Annotated in this window: 12 protein-coding genes; 6 read left to right on the top strand and 6 right to left on the bottom strand. The window is 47.5% G+C overall.

The window, feature by feature from the left end; all coding sequences use genetic code 11:
• Positions 1–6 precede the first annotated feature (6 nt).
• From uvrB to O3C43_04960, 3 genes are read left to right on the top strand one after another with little or no spacing between them, the layout of a single operon-like run.
• Positions 7–2,037, top strand: a complete 2,031-nt coding sequence (gene uvrB, locus O3C43_04970; protein MDA1065835.1) for an excinuclease ABC subunit UvrB — start codon at positions 7–9, stop codon at positions 2,035–2,037.
• A gap of 59 nt (positions 2,038–2,096) precedes the next feature.
• Entirely contained in the window at positions 2,097–3,755 is a 1,659-nt protein-coding gene (locus tag O3C43_04965; protein MDA1065834.1) for a sulfatase, read from the top strand.
• Between the two features lie 41 nt (positions 3,756–3,796).
• Positions 3,797–4,561 carry an SDR family oxidoreductase gene (locus O3C43_04960; protein MDA1065833.1) on the top strand — a complete coding sequence of 255 codons (765 nt, stop codon included), beginning with the start codon at positions 3,797–3,799 and terminating at the stop codon, positions 4,559–4,561.
• Between the two features lie 569 nt (positions 4,562–5,130).
• Here the strand turns inward: O3C43_04960 and O3C43_04955 are convergent.
• The 6 genes from O3C43_04955 to rpiB form a co-directional block, all read right to left on the bottom strand.
• A complete protein-coding gene (locus tag O3C43_04955; GenBank protein MDA1065832.1) occupies positions 5,131–6,147 on the bottom strand; it encodes a hypothetical protein in 1,017 nt (338 codons plus the stop codon).
• A gap of 84 nt (positions 6,148–6,231) precedes the next feature.
• On the bottom strand, positions 6,232–7,695 hold the full coding sequence (locus tag O3C43_04950) for a hypothetical protein (GenBank protein MDA1065831.1): 1,464 nt from the start codon (positions 7,693–7,695) through the stop codon (positions 6,232–6,234).
• A 105-nt stretch (positions 7,696–7,800) separates the two neighbouring features.
• A complete protein-coding gene (locus O3C43_04945; GenBank protein MDA1065830.1) occupies positions 7,801–9,267 on the bottom strand; it encodes a DUF1501 domain-containing protein in 1,467 nt (488 codons plus the stop codon).
• 198 nt (positions 9,268–9,465) lie between these two features.
• Positions 9,466–13,083, bottom strand: a complete 3,618-nt coding sequence (locus tag O3C43_04940) for a PSD1 and planctomycete cytochrome C domain-containing protein (GenBank protein MDA1065829.1) — start codon at positions 13,081–13,083, stop codon at positions 9,466–9,468.
• Between the two features lie 2 nt (positions 13,084–13,085).
• Positions 13,086–13,613 carry a sigma-70 family RNA polymerase sigma factor gene (locus tag O3C43_04935; GenBank protein MDA1065828.1) on the bottom strand — a complete coding sequence of 176 codons (528 nt, stop codon included), beginning with the start codon at positions 13,611–13,613 and terminating at the stop codon, positions 13,086–13,088.
• Positions 13,614–13,842: 229 nt separating this feature from the next.
• Complete coding sequence (gene rpiB / locus O3C43_04930; protein ID MDA1065827.1) at positions 13,843–14,295, bottom strand: ribose 5-phosphate isomerase B; 453 nt, start codon at positions 14,293–14,295, stop codon at positions 13,843–13,845.
• A 69-nt stretch (positions 14,296–14,364) separates the two neighbouring features.
• Here rpiB and O3C43_04925 point away from each other — a divergent pair, with 69 nt between their 5' ends.
• The 3 genes from O3C43_04925 (at position 14,365) to O3C43_04915 (ending at position 18,906) form a co-directional block, all read left to right on the top strand.
• Entirely contained in the window at positions 14,365–15,885 is a 1,521-nt protein-coding gene (locus O3C43_04925; GenBank protein MDA1065826.1) for an arylsulfatase, read from the top strand.
• Between the two features lie 118 nt (positions 15,886–16,003).
• The gene (locus O3C43_04920; GenBank protein MDA1065825.1) at positions 16,004–17,440 is read left to right on the top strand and encodes a sulfatase-like hydrolase/transferase; all 1,437 of its coding nucleotides are present in this window, start codon (positions 16,004–16,006) and stop codon (positions 17,438–17,440) included.
• A gap of 101 nt (positions 17,441–17,541) precedes the next feature.
• Complete coding sequence (locus O3C43_04915; GenBank protein ID MDA1065824.1) at positions 17,542–18,906, top strand: hypothetical protein; 1,365 nt, start codon at positions 17,542–17,544, stop codon at positions 18,904–18,906.
• Positions 18,907–18,979 lie beyond the last annotated feature (73 nt).

Genomic DNA, 18,979 nt, shown 5'->3' with positions numbered 1-18,979 from the left:
AGCTAAATGGAAACTCCGAAACCGTTTAAGTTGGCCGCCGACTACACCCCGGGTGGTGATCAGGCTGAAGCGATCGAAGCCTTGGTGAAATCTATCAACGACGGAAATCGTTTCCAAACCTTGCTTGGGGTTACCGGGTCAGGGAAAACCTTTACCATGGCCAATGTGATCGAAAAGATACAACGGCCGACCTTGATCATTTCTCACAATAAAACGCTGGCTGCCCAACTTTATTCGGAGTTTAAAAACTTTTTCCCGGACAACGCGGTCGAATACTTTGTGAGTTATTATGACTACTACCAGCCAGAGGCTTACGTCCCATCGACCGATACTTATATTGAAAAGGACTCCTCCATTAACGACGATATCGAACGCTTACGAATTGCGGCAACGAGCTCGTTGATCAGCCGAAAAGATGTGTTGGTGGTGGCGAGTGTTTCTTGTATTTACGGGCTGGGTTCTCCTGAAGATTTCAAGGCACTTATGATTTCTATCAGAGTAGGAGACGACCTGGGTCGGGACGCGCTACTTCATCGAATGGTGGATAACCAGTATAATCGAAATGATGTGAGCCTGACCCGTGGCAATTTCCGTGTTCGAGGAGATGTGGTGGATATATTTCCTGCTTATATGGAAACAGCCATACGCGTTGAGTTCTGGGGAGATGAAATTGATAGTATTAAAGAGTTGGATCCTTTGACTGGTAACACAGGTGCGTCGCTAAACTATTTCGACTTGTACCCAGCCAATCAGTACGTCACTACGAAAGACAAAATTGACGGATCGATCGAAGGTATTCGAAATGAGTTGAAAGCGCGTATCGCCTATTTTGAGTCTAGAGGGTTGTTGCTGGAAGCTCAGCGAATCAGTATGCGGACCGAGTATGATCTGGAGCAACTTCAGGAACTCGGGTTTTGTAGTGGTATTGAAAATTATTCGCGCTGGTTTAGCGGACGCAAAGCGGGTGAACGTCCGTTTTGTCTGATTGATTTTTTCCCGGACGATTTATTGATCATCCTGGATGAGAGTCATGTTTCGTTACCACAAATTGGTGGAATGTATGAAGGTGACCGATCACGTAAAACCACCCTGGTGGAACATGGATTTCGCCTGCCGTCTGCAATGGACAATCGTCCCATGAGCATGGAAGAGTTTATGGCTTTGGCCAAACAGGTTCTGTTTGTTTCCGCTACGCCACGGCCATTTGAAATGCAGAATTCCGCTGTAGTCGCAGAACAGATCATACGACCAACCGGTTTATTGGATCCCATTATGGAGCTCCGATCCACCAAGGGGCAGGTGGAGGATTTGATTGGAGAAATCAAATTGGCCGTCGATCAAAAGGAACGGGTCCTGGTAACGACCTTAACCAAACGCATGTCTGAAGATCTGACCACGTTTTTTCGCGAAGCAAAGGTGCGCGTTGAGTATCTTCACTCCGACATCGATGCTGTTGAACGTATTGAAATACTGCGACGTCTTCGGTCCGGCGATTTTGATGTTTTGGTTGGGGTAAATCTTTTGCGTGAAGGCCTTGATCTTCCGGAAGTAGCTTTGGTCGCCATCCTGGATGCAGACAAAGAAGGTTTTTTAAGAAATTACACCAGCTTGGTGCAAACCGCCGGCCGTGCTGCACGTCATGAAAAAGGCCGTGTCATTTTGTATGCGGATAAAATGAATGACTCCATTCAGAAAACGATCGAAGTGACTGCTTACAGAAGAGAACGGCAGGAGGCTTATAATACGGAGCATGGGATTATTCCTACAAGTATTCGTCGCGGCATCCAGTCCAGTCTCATTTACAAAGGGAAGGAAGAAAAATCGAATCTGGTTGCTGAAGCGCTCGGAACGGATGAGCGCAAACAAGTCATTGCCGAAATGGAGATAGAAATGCTTCAGGCGGCAGAGAGCCTGGAGTTCGAACGCGCGGCATTACTCCGTGATCAAATTTCTCTTCTTAGATCCGGCAAAGACTCCTCACCTTCTAATACCAAGAGCTCCAAGGGATACGGTCGAAGGAAGAATCGAAGATATTGAGCCCGATTCTGTAATTTGATAGCTTGTTATCTCTTTCAATTTTCATCCTACTTACCCGAATGAACCCTAAACAATTGCTCCAAATCTCCATTCTTTTTGGTTTTTCAATTCATTCTTTGATCGCAGCAGACAAACCGAATATTTTGTTTATCATGTCGGACGATCATACGGCTCAAGCCATTGGAGCCTATGCGACTTTATTGAAACAGTTGGATCCAACGCCAACAATCGATACCCTGGCGGAAGAAGGAATTTTGTTTGAAAACGCATTTAATACCAACTCGATTTGTACTCCTTCGCGAGCCTGCATCATTACGGGTCAGTATAACCATATTAATGGTGTGTTCGATTTGAATGGAAACATAAAGCCGGACAAGCAAATGCTTCCCATTCAAATGAAAAAGGCCGGTTATCAAACGGCTATAATAGGCAAATGGCATTTAAAGGAGGAACCGAATTTCGACTACTACAAAGTGCTCCCAGGGCAGGGCAAATATTTTGATACCGAGTTGAGAACTCAGGGAGACAACCCTTGGCCAGAAAATGTCGAGGTTCATAAAGGGGAACATTCTTCCGATGTCATTACGGATGCTACGCTGGATTGGTTTCAAAATGAGCGGGACCCGAATAAACCTTTCTTCGTCTGTCATCAGTTTAAGGCACCTCATGATTACTTCGAAAATGCTGAGCGTTACCAGTCTTACCTGGCCGACGTTGAAATTCCTGAACCGGATACCTTGTACGATGTGCCAAAAACCTGGGGTTCGATCGGTACTCGAGGACACAACGACGAACTGACCCCGCATATCGGAACATCGATTGGAAGCCGCAATCCTCGACGCTCCTATGCTACCCATCTCTTTGCAATGTTTCCTGAGGAATATCCGGATGACTACGATCCTTCCAAATTGAGTGAAGTCGAAACCACACGCATATCCTACCAGGCTTATTTAAAAAAATACCTTCGCTGTGTGAAGGGGGTGGATGATAACCTCAAGCGACTTTTCGATTACCTTAAACAGGAAGGTCTTTTCGATAACACCGTGATTATTTACACGGGCGATCAAGGATTCTGGTTAGGTGAAAAAGACTTTCAGGACAAACGCTGGGCTTATGATGAATCACAACGTATGCCCTTTATTGTGCGCTATCCGAAGAGCATTCCTTCCGGTATTCGCAGCGATGCAATTATCGAGAATGTTGATTACCCCGCCTTGATGCTTGATTTTGCCGGAGCTGTGATTCCTAAAAATGTTCAAGGAAAATCGTTTCGTGAAATTTGTGAAACCGGTCGTGAGCCAGCTGGTTGGAAAGATGCGGCCTATTACCGTTATTGGATGCATATGGCCCACCACGATAATCCAGGTGAGATGGCCATTAGAACCAAGAACCATAAACTCATTTATTTTTATGGCTGCAATTATGAAGGTGGTTATCGGACGCCTCCGGGTTGGGAGCTTTATGATCTCGAACGTGACCCTCAAGAACTCAATAACGTATATGATCATCCGGCCTACCAAGACGTTCGTGATCAGCTTAAAGTTCGATTTGCAAAACTTCGAATGAATGTAGGAGATGATGGTTCTCATTACCCGGCAGTGGAGAGGGTGGTTCAAGAGTTCTGGGATTACGATGAGATCGATAAACAAAATGCCTTTAAAATATCTCACGAGTTCTTAAAAGTTCGTGAGGCTGAACTGGCAAAAGCCAACAAGTAATCATTGAAAGAGGAAACATAATTACCCAAGTTTAAATTAAAATGGATCTTAGACTTAAAAATAAAAAGGCATTTATAACCGGTGCCGGTTCTGGAATCGGTCGAGCTATTTCTCAACGTTTTGGTGCGGAAGGTGCCCAGGTTTTTGTATTAGACCTGAATGAAGCGGGGGGCCGGGAAACGGTTTCCTCTATTGTCGAATCAGGCGGCACGGCAAGTTTCCATTCTCTGGATGTTTCCAATGGCGCTGCGGTTAAAGTCCTTTTCGATGAACTGGGCCCCGCTGACATTTTGGTCAATAACGCAGGTATCGCATCCATAGGAAATGTGGAGGCTACTTCTCCTGAAGAGATGGATAAAATCTATGCGGTAAATATCAAAGGTCCCTACCATTGTTTATTTGCGGCCATTCCAGGAATGAAAGCAAATGGTGGAGGTGCCATCCTCAACATGGCTTCCATCGCAAGTAAGATTGGTATCAGCGACCGATTTGCTTATTCGGCCAGTAAGGGTGCGGTATTTGCCATGACCCTGTCAGTTGCTAAAGATTATCTTGCCGAAAACATTCGATGTAATTGTCTCTGCCCGGGGCGGGTGCATACTGCATTTGTTGATTCCTATTTGGATAAGAATTACCCGGACAATAGAGATGAGATGTTCGCAAAACTTTCCGCCTTTCAACCGATTGGCAGAATGGGTAAACCGGAGGAGATTGCTGCGTTAGCCGTTTTCCTTTGTAGCGACGAAGCCTCGTTCATTACCGCCAGCGCCTATGACATTGATGGCGGATCGACCTTGTTGAGGTAGGTCTACTGAAAAGTGTGGCAGGTGTCGGGTGTCAGTGTTCAGGGGAACTGAATTTTTAAAATCGTCCTCCTACTCAAACTATTCCTCCTCCTTTCTACATTAAAGCTGTAGGAGCGGGTTTATCCCGCGATCGTTTCGAATTTGATCCGCGGCTACAAGCTTCCAAGTCCTCCGTGAAATCAGCTCGTTAAGCCTTAGCTTTATAGACAACATTTCTGGATCATAGAAAAAGGTTAAGTTTAATTTCTAGCAATGCTGTGATCCACATTTAGTACTCCAGGTCTTCCGGGAACAGACTCCCCACTCCTTCGGAATTTTCAAATAAAAATGATTCTGTACCCATTATTCTGTTATAAAGACAAAATCATGGAGAACAGAATCATGGTGTTGGTTCTGCCGATCGGGATTAAGAAAACAGAAATGAACAAACACTTAGATTGCTCGTTGTAACAGCGTTCTTATTTCGCGGCTTCAATTGCTGAACTACTGACCAGTCAATAAATCTGCTAAAAAAAGTCGTTTTCCCCAAAGAGGTAGGATGTGTATAAGGCTATGGCGTAAAGCCCATCCTACGATTTCAAAATCCCACGAGCCACCAGGTTATTCATCCTCCGGGCAACATCTACCAGTCCATCGATTGTGCACTCTGAATAGGTTCGTCCATCCCGTGTATCGATTCCATGACCGGGATCTGCAGCACGTAGACCAGCCAGAGCATCGTCCTCATGATGGAACAATTCGACCAAAACGATTTCCAGATTTCCGGTGGCTGCACAGGCTGTTAGCAAATGACCGATCCATCCGTCGTCGGTAGAAAGACAACCTCGAGTGGTCTTGGCGGAAGCGTGGAACATGCTAATTCCGCCTTCTTTGCCAATTTCTTCTATCGCGGCGACATTCTCTTCCATGCTGAGAGAAGAATCTCCACAATGGGCTGCATCCACAATGATCTTAAAGAAGTTTTCGCCAAGTGCTTCGTTCATCGCGCTTACCGCTTTCCAGCCTTTGCGAACATCGGTGAACGTTTGGAATTCAATTCCACGAAGAAATTCTATGTGCCAGGTTTTAATGCAACTATCGAGCGCTCCGGCTTCGCGAACTACTCGGGCGTGTAATTTCCCGAGTTGAACGACGGCAGCTTCAAAGGCCTCCCCAGTGAGTTCCACTGCGCCTGGTTTCATCCATTCTTCCAAGGATGTTGAGGAAACGTGTTCGATGCCGTAACGCTTTGCAGCTTCAAGGCCGGCCACCAACATCGGGCATACAGTGTCTTCATCGGCTGGATCCATCGGATTACCTCCGCCGACCATCATAATCTGCAAGGGTTTTAAACCGGCTTCATTAATCGCGCCAAACAGTTCATCGCAATCACCTTGGTCTAGTCCTGGAAAGAAAGGAACTTGGACGGTGGTTATTGAGACAGGTGCATTTGCTACTAAGTAATCGATCTCAGAGAGGAGTAGTAGGCGGCCATCCTCACCTCGAGGTAACTTTCCAGCTTCGTTCGGGACAAGGCCTCCAACGAATTTTATATGAGTTGGGACGACCCCTAGATCGACCGAAGTTTTCAGGGTTATAGAAGACATGGAAAACAAGTTGATGAAGTGTCACGCCGACTTCCAGCCTGATTTAAAAGAAAGTGCAATTTCTTACACTACTGAGCATTCCTGTTAATTCAGGACAAAATTACACTCAGGCAATGCTTCCTTGAGTTCGGCGATAATAGATTCCTCATAAAGGTCTGTTTGGAATAAATAGAGATGCTTGAGCTGAGCGAGTTTCGATAATTCACCAACGGAGGTACTGGTAAGTTTTGTTGCGTAAAGGTTTAAGGATTTAAGTTTCTCCAATTGGGCGAGTTTGCCGATCTGCTGACCTTCAATGCCTGTTTTACTCAAGTTTAAGGACTCCAGGTTTTTGAATTTTACCAAGGTCGATAAAGAGAGGTCGGTAAGTTTTGTATTACTAAAATCGGCTTCGATGATTTTCTCTGCATACGGAATTAAGGTTTCAAGGGCAGCGTCGTCGAAAGTTTTTTGAATCGCGAAAGTGTCTACTGAAAACCTGGAAGCATTAGGTTCAATCGGGGTCAGGATAATTCCGGACTTATTTTGAATCTCAGCCAGTTCCGCATAAAGTGCCTGACGTTGATTTTCACGAGCTTCCAATTCTTCCTTGGATACTATTGAGTCAAAGACTGATTGAAAGTAGTTGTAGATGGGGGCAGGAATATCGCCGTATTCAGCAACGCTCAGATTGGGATCTGCTCCTTCTTCAATCCACCAACCAATAAGTTCAACTTCAAGGTCTGATAAGGGAGGTTTTCCATCACTCGGCATGAAGTCATCATCATCGTGAGGTAGGGTTATTCGGAAATACAGTTCGCTGTCCTCCAGGTCTCCTGCTGCTATGGAATATCCCATTTCACCGCCTTTCATAAGGCCTTCAAATGTTTCCATATTGAATTCCCCTTTTCTTTTGTTGGGGTTGTGGCAGCTGTTACAGTTTTGTTCGAAGATTTGGTGTACGACATCCCGGTAAACAATCAAATCCTCCACCGACATGACGACGACCTCTTCTTCAAGTTCGAGGCCAAATAGTGGTCGGATTTCATTGGGCATAAACTTTGTCAGATAATCTTCCCCATGGGTAATGGATCCGCCGTTGTGACTAGATACAAACAACAGACCAAGTGTCGCAATAAGCACGACTTTGTAGCACAACACTGAAGCAATTTTGTTTCCGTTGAGTTTTAATAAACCGAGGCCCAAGCTGAAGATGCCCAGCAAGAGGCTGACACGCATATGATATACAACTAACGCTTCGCTGGAGCCACTTCCATAGGCGAGAATAAGTCCCGTTGATATCGCTAACAGTGTGGCTATTATACTAAGAAAGAGCACAAGCGGTGTTGAATCTTTGAGTTTCGAAACCCCGGGAATCATCGATCCGAATTCCAGAACTCCCAATACAATAAAAAAGCCAATTGGCAGGTGAAGTACTACTGGGTGAAAGCGTCCAAAGAATTGTAATTGTTCTGATTCTCCTAGCCCGGTCAGTGGATTGCTTATAAAAAGCACCAGCATGACCAATGCCAGGAATGCGCTGAGAATGGTAATCAGTTTTTTTATCATTATCAAAGATTCATCGTAAGTTATCTGCGGAATTTCTGAAGACTAATTCCCTGATAGCTTGCTACTCCAAAAGGAAGATATGGGGTTTAACAGGACGATTATGTTTTAAGTTAAGATCTCTTTTACAACGCGAGCTTCCTCTACGCCGGTAAGGCTTAGATCGAGTCCTTGATGCCTGAAGTTTAACCGTTCGTGATTAATGCCGAATTGATTCAGGATAGTTGCGTTTAGATCGCGAATATGCACAGGGTTCTCCGTGATATTATAGCCAAACTCGTCAGTGTTTCCATAAACCGTGCCTCCCTTCACTCCTGCACCGGCAATCCATTTGGTGAAACAACGAGGGTGGTGGTCTCGCCCGTAAGTGGACTCACTGAGCGTTCCCTGGCAATAAATGGTGCGACCGAACTCTCCGCCCCAAATTACCATGGTGTCGTCAAACATGCCGCGCTGCTTTAAGTCTGTAATTAATGCATAAGTGGCTTGGTCGATATCCTTACATTGGTTGGGGAGATCTTTAGGAAGCGAGTTGTGTTGGTCCCAGCCACGATGGAAGATTTGAGAGAAACGGACGCCTTTTTCTGCGAGACGACGAGCCATCAGGCAGTTGTAGGCGAAGGTTCCAGGCACCTTCGCATCCGGACCATACAAATCAAAAATGTAATCCGGTTCGTCGGAGAGGTCGGTGAGTTCTGGCACCGAACTTTGCATGCGGAATGCCATCTCATATTGAGAGATGCGGGCGTGAGTTTCCGGGTCCCCGAATTCCTGATAGAGGTCTTCGTTTATTTCATTAACGCCGTCCAGCATATCTCTTCGAAGATCGCGGCTGACGCCATGAGGATCACTTAAGTAAAGGACGGGATCACCCTTGGAACGCAGGCTCACACCTTGGTGTTCGGAAGGTAGAGGACCGGCACCCCACAATCTGGAATAGAGTGCTTGCGCTTCCTGGCGTCCCGTCCAGGTGGAATTTAAAATTACAAAGGTGGGTAGGTTTTCATTCAAGCTTCCCAGACCATAACTCAACCAGGCACCCATGCTGGGGCGACCTGGAATTTGGTTCCCGGTTTGGATGTAGGTAATGGCGGGGTCGTGGTTTATGGCCTCCGTATACATCGACTTGATGATAGCGAGGTCGTCTACCACTTTCTTCGTGTATGGGAGGAGTTCGCTCATCCAGGCCCCTGCCTGACCAACTTGTTCGAATTCATACATGGACGGCACCACAGGGAAGCGGACCTGTCCCGATGTCATAGTGGTGAGCCGTTGTCCGCGTCGAATAGAGTCCGGCAGATCTTTGTCATACATCGCCTTCATTTCCGGCTTGTAGTCATACATGTCCAGTTGAGAGGGAGCACCCGACATAAACAGGTAGATGCCTCGCTTTGCCTTTGCTGGAAAATGGGGTGATCCCAGGAATCCCACACCCAAACCGGATGGAAGCGTGGATGCTCCCCGAAGCTGAGGTCCCAGGATTGAGGATAAGGCTGCAATCCCGAGTCCTTTGGCGGCCTTACCAAGAAATTGTCTTCGAGATTCTAAAGTGACGTATTGTTCGAGTGGGTTCATGATGGAAAATAGTTGTAGAGGGGCCTTATGCCCCGATTTCATTTAGATGTGTGAAGAATAAAAATTATTAGGAAGTCGTAGTTATTGTTCGATGCTGGGAGATGCACGAAAAGGCCTTCGAGGATGGATCACCTTCTGTAGGAGTTAGCTTGCTGACGAATTGTATTTCTCTCAAAGGCATCTGGCGTGGACCTGAATTTAATATTTATTAATAAACGAATCCAGGTTCATGATCTGGTTGGCCACCATGGTTAGGGACGCCAGTTCAACGGGATCGAGATCTTGATTCGGGAAAGAATCTCCCACCTCAATCAAGCTGCGCGCATCCTTTGGACTCTCTTTGAAGGCGTCATGAAACTTATCGTAAGAGCGCGTTAGAATGTCGTGGTGTTTTTCGATGGGGCCGCTACCAAATGCGTAGGTATACATTTGCCCGATCTTTTCCGAAGTCGAACCGCTGTGGCTTGCCAACGTTCGTTCGGCCAACTGTCGGGCAGCCTCTACAAATTGCGGGTCGTTCATGAGTGTGAGCGCTTGAAGAGGTGTGTTGGTTCTTTCGCGCCGCACGTTGCAGTTCTCACGCGAAGGAACATCGAAGACCACCATATTGGGGGGTGGCGCTGTTCGTTTCCAGAAAGTGTATAAACTTCTCCGATAGAGGGCTTCTCCCTGGTCTTGACTAAAGTGAGCGGTATTAGAATCGGAGTAGGCGACCGCGTTCCATATCCCTTCGGGTTGATAGGGTTTCACTGGAGGTCCTCCGACTTTTGGATTCAGACTACCACTCACGTAGAGGGCTTTGTCACGCAGGACTTCTCCGTCCAGACGATAACGGGGACCACGAGCGAGATAGAGATTTTCGCGATCAATAGAAAGTTCAGAAGGCTGAATGGTGGAGGTCTGACGGTAGGTAGCAGACATCACCAAGGTTTTTATGAAGGCCTTAACGTTCCAATCGGTTTCCTGGAAATGGATAGCAAGCCAATCGAGGAGTTCAGGGTGGCTCGGGTTTTCACCCATAAGGCCAAAGTCTTCTGATGTGGCAACCAAGCCAGCGCCGAAGATGTTTTGCCAGAAGCGATTTACGGTCACGCGTGCGGTTAGAGGATTGGAATCGTCTACCAACCAGTTGGCTAACCCAAGACGGTTTTTGGGCGCGTCGCTTGGTAGGCCTCCGAGAGATTCAGGAATATCTGCAAAGACTTCATCACCGGGTTTGTCGTATTCTCCGCGCTCCAGCATGAAAGCAGATGGAAGTGAGTCTTTTTCTTCCATAACGAGCGAGACTATCGCTTGATCGTAGATGTGATTGTAGAGTCTGTCATTAATCGCTTCGGCAAGCTTTAGCTCAGTGTATTCAGGGACATGCAGGCTATAGTAATAAGCCTCCAAGGAGCTGGCATCGCCTCCTCGTCTGCGTTCCTTGGGAATCGACAGGAGCTCAGCCAGTTTATTGGCGGTCATGTTTCCCAGCTCGAAAGGATAGATAGTGCGGTTATAGAACTTAATGTTTGTTATGTCCCCGGTCAGGGAATCTTCCGAGGCATCGACATCGTCATTCGCGTTGTAACGGGAGACTGCTTGTTCCTTGCTGATGATGCCTGTGCTCATCAATCCTGCCTGTAGTGGTGCATCGGTGGCGACGGTACCTGATAGGTTGTCTATGACCTTCTCGTAATCGAAGGGTTGTCTCGATCCTGCATTGATAGTGAGTCCGGCTACGGAACGTGATCCATCATAGGTAATTCGAATGTTTGTCGATCTGACCTCACGTGGATTGAAACGATCTGCTTGAGCAGTTGCTGAGATCAAGTCGTTGTTTTTTAAGGAATGAATCAGTTCGAAAGTAATCTGATAACGGTTAGGCAGGGCGGCACTGGTATTGGCTATGGATAATCGCCAACCCCGATCTCCATCAAATTGTTCAATGACTGGTATTCTTTCCAGCTTGTCCGATTTTTCACCCGGGAGTTTAACCTGGCAATCCAAGGTAAAGGGTTTGTCTGGATCGAAATCAAATCCTGCCTCCGATAGATTAACCAAATCTCCAAGAGAGGCTTGTTTCACTATATGGTCCGTGATCTTTTGTGCTGCCGGAGACTCTTTATCTTTCTTTCCCAGCTTTAATTCAAAGGCGAGTTGCAAGTCTTTTTCAACGGGTACAAAGGGTACTTCCTCCTGTTCCTGCCAAGCCTCATAGGCTGTTTTATTGGATTTTTCCAGCTTACTCAAAGCTTTGCTAATCTCTGTACCTTTGGCTTTTACCTGCTTCCACTCCTCTGTGTGATCCGCTTTGGGAATGGCGATGACCGGGCGTGTGTCATACGCGTTACCGTCCATAATTGGGCCATCGAAATTATTGAAGAACGCTGAGAATTTATAAAAATCCTTGGTGGTAAACGGGTCGAACTTGTGGTCGTGGCAGGATGCGCACCCCATGGTCAGTCCCATGAAAACGGTGGCGGTGGTTTCGACCCGGTCCTTGGCGTAAATAGCCCGGTACTCTTCATCGATGGCGCCTCCTTCACTGGTGGTGGGGTTGCATCGATTGAAGCCAGTCGCCAAGCGTTGTTCTATTGTTGGTTGAGGAAGTAAATCTCCGGCAATCTGTTCTATGGTAAACTGATCGAATGGTTTATTTTCGTTGAAGGACTTTACCACCCAGTCACGGTACGGCCATATCTCACGGTAGTTGTCGAGGTGAAGGCCGTGAGTGTCAGCGTAACGCGCGGCGTCGAGCCAGAAGCGGGCCTGATGCTCACCGTATGTCGACGAGGTGAGTAATTTATCCACGAGCGTTTCGTAGGCAGTGGCCGACTTATCAGCCACAAAATCGGACACCAATTCCGGTGTAGGTGGCAGGCCCGTCAGATCGAGCGCCAGTCGGCGAGCCAGGGTTGGACGGTCCGCTTCTTCGTTCGGACTAAGACCTTTTTCCTGCATGGCCGCATAGGTAAATTTATCAATTTCATTGTTGCCCCAGGAGACCTCAGGCGGGGTTGGCTTGGTTGGTCTGATAAACGCCCAGTGACCCTCCCATTTGGCCCCTTCCGCGATCCATTGGCCGATTAGTTGCTTTTGGCTAGGTGTCAGCACCTTGTGTGAATCCTGCGGAGGCATGATTTCGCTCTTCAGGGGATTGGTAATTCGTTGGTAGACAGGGCTATTGTCCGGATCTCCTCGAACGATGGCTGGCGGGCCTTTCTTCCTCTCCCGGAATGCCCATTCCTCTACGTCGAGTCTCAGATCGGCTTCTCGAGCTTCAGCATCTGGACCATGGCAGGCGTAACAGTTTTCCGAAAGGATGGGGCGGATATCGTTATTGAAGCTGACCGGTGTTTTACGCTGATCTGCCGATGCGTTTACGAAAGGTGTGGGTGGGCGCTGCAAAGAGCCTGATTCACTGAAAAGGGTCTGGTTGTATAATTCCTGTGGCGTGGTAGTTTTGGCGACGATCAGATTCTCCTCAGTCACTTGCGACTCTTGGGTGTCTTTCAACGACTGGTAAACGATAACGACTGTCAAAGTAATCGCGACCGAAGCTGCCACCATAGAAGCAAATGGAATCCAGCTTGATTTTCGGCCCGTGGCAGAGTCCGTCGCAAATGCAGGCAACTCCTCATCGATGGGTGGGGCAGCTGGCAAAGAATTACGCAGCACATCGTTTAGCAATAGTTCTGCATGCAATTGGCATTGCTGAGCGTAGTACGCCTGAAACTCAGGATTGTTCTTCAAAAGGGAAGAGAGTTTCGCATGGTCGCCGGAACTGAGTTTCCCGTCGAGCATCCGTTGAATTAGGATTTCCAGTTCTTTCATGATTAAATGGGATTAGAATTTGCTTCCGATTGGATGCATTCAAAAAGTGCTTTGCGTGCACGAAATAATATTTGGGCTACGTGGTTGGTTTTTAGATTTCTGTCTGCAGCGATTTCCTCAATGGATAAACTCTCGTAATAGTAATCAGAAACAATGGCTCGGGACTTGGGCTGAAGCCGCTCCAGGCAAGTGGATAGCAAAGGCAAATTCCTTTCAGCGACTTCATCGACCGGTTTCGCTTCTTCAGCTAATTCGTCCAATAGATCTGAATCAAAACTTAGTTTATTCCGCTCGTGCTTTTTCCGGAACGCAAGGCATTGGAAATAAGCGAACTTATGAGCCCAGGCACTGAAGCTGCCAGGGTGCTGAAATTCATCCAACTTTGAAAGTATGGCCTTGTTGGTTTCTTGAAGCACATCCTTAGCGTCGCTCGGGCTGGCCAGTAATCCTATGATATAGCCATAGAGCCTGGGCTGTAATTGCACCAGCAACTCTTCATGAAAAGGGATAGGTTGTGCGTTTTCGTTCAAAAGGTAGCAAATCTGTATAGGGTATATAGCAGAATTGTGGATATAATTACAGGATTAGCAAAAAAAAGAAAAATTTCTTTTGCCCATAGGGGTATCGTGTAGCCCAGGGTCCCGCCTGGGTGTGGTAAAAGCGAGCATCGTGGTCGTCCTCGTAACACAATTAAGTAGGAGGACGAGTAAGGGGAGGAAGACGATTTTTCTTCTGATACCTGAACGCTGACACCTTTTTCTACTCTATCTTATCCAATCTGGCCTGGTGTCGACCACCTTCGTAGCTCGCATTCAACCAGGTATCGACGATCGCTTTGGCCGTTTCAGGTGTCACCATGCGAGCCCCAATGGAAATCACATTGGCGTTATTGTGTTCTTTGGTCAGTCGGGCACTGGCCTCATTCCAGCAAAGGCCGCAGCGGATACCGGCCACCTTGTTGGCGACAATTGCTTCACCATTTCCACTTCCACCCAGAACGATACCCAAATCATTTTTCCCGGACGCCACGCTTTCAGCAGCCGGACGGATAAAATCCGGATAATCAACCGATGCGGGGCTATTGGTCCCAAAGTCATCAACCTCATAGCCATTTTCTTCCAGATGAGCTTTTAGTACTTCCTTTAGTTGGAATCCGGCATGATCCGTACCAATCGCAATTCTTTCCATACGATTACCAAAGAGGATCTCCATTCGGTTGACCAACTGAATCTTTAATTGCTTCCTCAATATTTTCTGTGTCAGTTTTCTTTTTCTACTCCTATGAAAAAGATACTTTCCTTGATTTTAATTTTGGGCGCCGTTGACAAAGTCACTGTGCCTGTTATTGCCGCGCCTCCGAATATTATAGTTATTTACACGGACGACCAGGGTTACGGCGATGCCAGTAATCTGAATCCGGACGCCAAATTTATAACACCCGCTCTGGATAGACTAGCTGCGGGGGGACTCACGTTTACCGATGGGCATTGCTCGGATACCGTGTGCACGCCCTCACGGTACGGATTGCTGACCGGACGGTATAGCTGGCGGACACATTTGAAGAAGGGCGTGTTTCAAGCTGAAGTTCCTTGTTTGATTGAAGACAGTCGTATGACCCTGGCATCCCTGCTACGGGACAATGGCTACGCCACTGCCATGGTGGGTAAATGGCACCTTGGTATGGACTTTCCTGGCACGCCTGAATCCCGCGACTGGAGTCAGCCGGTCAAAGATATGCCTTTGGATAAGGGTTTTGATTACTTTTATGGAATTCCCGCCTCATTGAATTATGGGATATTGGCCTGGTTTGAAGGTCGATTTGCAAGAGTGCCGCCCACGGTTTATACGGCCAAAAAACCTAACGAGCGGCACATGGATTATCGTATTATGCCGCCCTATGAGAACACACCGGATGAAACCAAAGCAGTGCTGGGAATTAAAGGCATGGAAGTGGCACCCGATTTCGTCGATAGCGAATGCCTGAGCCGGTTTACGGATAAAGCGATCAACTGGATTGGACAACATGTGCAGGAAAAAGGGCCTCAACCCTTTTTTGTCTACCTGCCTTTCACGTCGCCGCATTACCCGGTAGCTCCGCAACCGCGCTTCTGGGGCCAGGGTGAAGCGGGTGGTTATGGCGAATTCGTCATTGAAACCGATTTCCATGTAGGACGCATTTTGGACTTTCTCGACGACAAAGGGCTTGCGGAAAATACCCTGGTTGTTTTTTCCAGCGACAACGGTCCGGAAAGTTCCTGGAAGGAACGCATCGAGGAATTCGGCCACGATAGTTCAGGTATTTACAAAGAAGGGAAACGATCCATTTACGAAGGGGGCCACCGGGTTCCCTTTTTTATTCGCTGGCCAGCAAAAATCCCGGCAGGAAAAACCTATGACGGAGTAGCAAGCCAGACGGATCTACTCGCGACTTTTGCCGACATCCTCGATGTAGAATTGGCAGCCAATGCAGGTGAAGACAGTGTTAGTTTATTACCCGTATTGGAGAATCCATCTGCGAAATTGAATCGCTCAGCTATTATCAGTCATGGTTCGAATGGACGCTTTGCCATCAGCGATGGAGAGTGGAAACTGATCATGCCGCATGGAAAATTAAAGTATGAGCTTTATAATCTGAAAAAGGATCCTGGCGAAGAAACCGATCTTTACGGCAAGCATGAGAAAATCCAGGATCGCCTGGAAAAACGAATTACCGCCATGGTACAAAACGGCAGAACAAGCCCAGGGAAGCCTCAAAAAAATGACGTACCCTGGTGGTCAGATCTGGCCTGGATTCCAAATTAACTGACTTTCTAAAATTAATCTCTCAATTGTAGGAGGGGCTTTATGCCCCGATTTTCAAACAACTTTAGAGCGATCGGGGCATAAAGCCCCTCCTACAGTGTTCAATTTCCATATCTAAATGCTCACAAATAACACCCTTAACATTCTACTCGGCTTCCTTCTTTTTTTGTCTGTGTCTTTATCTGCGGATGACCGACCGAATATCGTCCTCGTCATGGCCGACGACCAGGGTTGGGGCCAAATGGGTTATTACAATCATCCTTACCTGAAGACGCCAAATCTCGATGCCATGGCCAGCCATGGTTTGCGCTTTGATCGTTTCTATGCGGGCGGTCCGGTTTGCTCTCCTACACGTGCCAGTGTTCTGACTGGACGGACTCATAATAGAACGGGTGTTTGGAATCATGGAGCCCCGTTGCGTTTACAGGAAAAAACGATCGCACAGGCCTTGGGGGATGTCGGTTATGCAACTGCTCATTTTGGTAAATGGCACTTGAATGGTATTCGTGGGCCAGGAGTCCCGGTACTTGGAGATGACATGACAAGCCCAGGTGAGGTTGGTTTTCAAACCTGGTTAACTGTCACCAACTTTTTCGATATCAATCCGGTGATGAGCCGGATGGGAAAATTTGAAGAATTTGAAGGAGATTCTTCCGAAATAATCGTTGGCGAAGCGCTCAAATACATGAAGAAGCAAAAGGACGATCCATTCTTAACCGTTATTTGGTATGGGTCACCTCACGATCCATTTGTTGCGAGCGAAGAAGATCGGGAACCTTTTAAACATCTTCCTGAGGACTTTCAGCATCATCATGGCGAATTGGTTGCACTGGACCGGAGTATGGGGACGTTGAGACAAGGTCTTCGCGATCTCGGGATAGCTGATAACACTCTGGTCTGGTACTGCAGCGACAACGGTGGTTTGCCTGCTTTCAGTCCTCTCGCAGTGGGCGGACTTCGAGGACATAAGACAACTATCTGGGAGGGCGGGTTGCGTGTTCCTGGAATCATTGAATGGCCCCGTGTCATCAAGGAAGGCCGTGTCATTAAACATCCCGCCGGTGTGGTCGATATGTTTCCTACGATTTTGGATATCCTCGGTGTGGATATCTCATCCATGCTTCGGCCCAATGATGGCATGAGCATTCTTCATCTCATCGAAGGAGATGCATCCGAAGTGCGGCCGAAACCGCTCGGCTTTCATTCGGAAGGAAGGTCGGCCATAGTCGACAACGACTATAAGCTGGTCATCGAGAATATCGATAATGGCGTCTTTCAATTATTCGACCTCGTTCTTGATCCCAAGGAATCGAAAAACATTTTCTATGAGAAGCCGGATGTAGCTTCGGATATGGTTCAGAAGTATGTAGTCTTTGATGCCTCCGTCCAGGCCAGTATCAGAGGTGAAGATTACCCTGAAGGAAAAGTGAATCCAAACCAGCCACCGCGGGTATTCTGGTGGGAAATGGAGAGCTACGAACCCTATTTTGAGGAATGGGCGAAAAGACCCGAATATGCTCCACGCCTTAAGTCTTATATAAATTCGAAGAAATAGTTTTGGTCTTCAATTCGGCATTGCGAGGACGCAATGGCCCAACCATCGTGAGGAATAAGGGCAAGAGCTTCCAGCTCTGCCGCCTCATTTAGTTTAAGTCTATGCAAGTTTCCAACGTTCAACTTTACTTCCTCCCTGTCACGTTACGTGTGCCGCTCAAGTTCGGTGCACAAGTTCTTGAAAATGTAACCTGCGCCAGGGCGAAGGTTACTCTCGAAGCTGCCGATGGTTCAAAATCAGAAGGGTGGGGCGAAACGCCGCTTTCAGTTCCCTGGGTGTGGCCTTCAGCAATTAGTTATTCCGAACGTGAGGAAGTTCTTAAGAACTTTTGTATTCAATTAGCCAAAACGCTTCCTGAGTCTAAGTTGTCCGGGCATCCGATGGAGCTGGGTTATGACTTCATAGAAGGTCCGCTAAACTTAATGCTCAATTCCGTCAATGCGGATAGGGAAGAGCTTGCTCACATGCCTCACCTGGCAGCGCTGGTTTGTTTTTCATTATTCGACATCGCAATACATGACGCTTACGCCAAAGCTAAGGGGGTTGGCGTCTACGATTTGTATACCTCCGAATATATGACGCGCGATCTGTCACAGTTTTTCGGAGACAATAAGTTTGCCGGACAATATCCAGCAGACTTCCTTGTGAAGCCGGAGACGAAACAACTTCCTGTTTGGCATCTGGTTGGAGGGCTCGATCCGATTTCAGAAGTCGAACTTACAGGCAAAGAGCCTGACGATGGGTATCCCGTTTTATTGCGCGACTGGATCCGTTCGGACGGCCTTAATTGCCTCAAGGTTAAACTGAGAGGAAACGATGCAGTTTGGGATTACGATCGTTTGGTAGCAATCGGAGAAATCTGCGAAGAGGAAAACGTCGATTGGTTAACCACGGACTTCAATTGCACGGTCACAAATGTAGATTACGTAAACTCTATATTGGACAATCTCCGTGACGAGCATCCGCGCACCTACCAACGCATATTATATGTTGAACAGCCCTTTCCCTACGATCTGGAAGCCAATCCGATCGATGTTCACGGTCTCAGTGCCCGCAAGCCACTCTTCATGGATGAAAGCGCCCACGATTGGCGTTTTGTCAAGATGGGCCGAGAACTTGGATGGACTGGTGTCGCTCTCAAAACCTGTAAAACTCAAACCGGCGCCATTCTAAGTCTTTGCTGGGCCAAGGCGCATGGAATGACACTCATGGTTCAGGACCTGACAAACCCCATGCTCGCACAAATTCCACATGTCCTGTTGGCTGCTCACGCCGGCACTATCATGGGGGTCGAAAGCAACGGCATGCAGTTTTACCCTGAGGCTTCCGCGCCTGAATCGGCGATTCATCCTGGCTTATTTAAGCGCACTGACGGGTTGCTTGATTGGTCTACTTTAGGTTCAACAGGCTATGGGTATGGTGAGGATAAGATTGTCAGGACATTGCCTCAGCCTGTGGTGGGCTAACTGTGATTCTGGCGTCTTTTTGAGAAATAAAAACTAAGCTTATTGGGCCGAAGATGGCGGGCCACAGTTGGAG

It is taken from the genome of Verrucomicrobiota bacterium (assembly GCA_027622555.1).
Lineage (GTDB): Bacteria > Verrucomicrobiota > Verrucomicrobiia > Opitutales > UBA2995 > UBA2995.
This window is presented reverse-complemented; position numbering and strand designations above follow the sequence as displayed.

What these genes read in the sequence shown, in the direction of transcription:
- uvrB (MDA1065835.1), top strand. Translation starts at nt 7, where the DNA reads ATGGAAACTCCGAAACCGTTTAAGTTGGCCGCCGACTACACCCCGGGT.
- O3C43_04965 (MDA1065834.1), top strand. Translation starts at nt 2,097, where the DNA reads ATGAACCCTAAACAATTGCTCCAAATCTCCATTCTTTTTGGTTTTTCA.
- O3C43_04960 (MDA1065833.1), top strand. Translation starts at nt 3,797, where the DNA reads ATGGATCTTAGACTTAAAAATAAAAAGGCATTTATAACCGGTGCCGGT.
- O3C43_04955 (MDA1065832.1), bottom strand. Translation starts at nt 6,147, where the DNA reads ATGTCTTCTATAACCCTGAAAACTTCGGTCGATCTAGGGGTCGTCCCA.
- O3C43_04950 (MDA1065831.1), bottom strand. Translation starts at nt 7,695, where the DNA reads ATGATAAAAAAACTGATTACCATTCTCAGCGCATTCCTGGCATTGGTC.
- O3C43_04945 (MDA1065830.1), bottom strand. Translation starts at nt 9,267, where the DNA reads ATGAACCCACTCGAACAATACGTCACTTTAGAATCTCGAAGACAATTT.
- O3C43_04940 (MDA1065829.1), bottom strand. Translation starts at nt 13,083, where the DNA reads ATGAAAGAACTGGAAATCCTAATTCAACGGATGCTCGACGGGAAACTC.
- rpiB (MDA1065827.1), bottom strand. Translation starts at nt 14,295, where the DNA reads ATGGAGATCCTCTTTGGTAATCGTATGGAAAGAATTGCGATTGGTACG.
- O3C43_04925 (MDA1065826.1), top strand. Translation starts at nt 14,365, where the DNA reads ATGAAAAAGATACTTTCCTTGATTTTAATTTTGGGCGCCGTTGACAAA.
- O3C43_04920 (MDA1065825.1), top strand. Translation starts at nt 16,004, where the DNA reads ATGCTCACAAATAACACCCTTAACATTCTACTCGGCTTCCTTCTTTTT.
- O3C43_04915 (MDA1065824.1), top strand. Translation starts at nt 17,542, where the DNA reads ATGCAAGTTTCCAACGTTCAACTTTACTTCCTCCCTGTCACGTTACGT.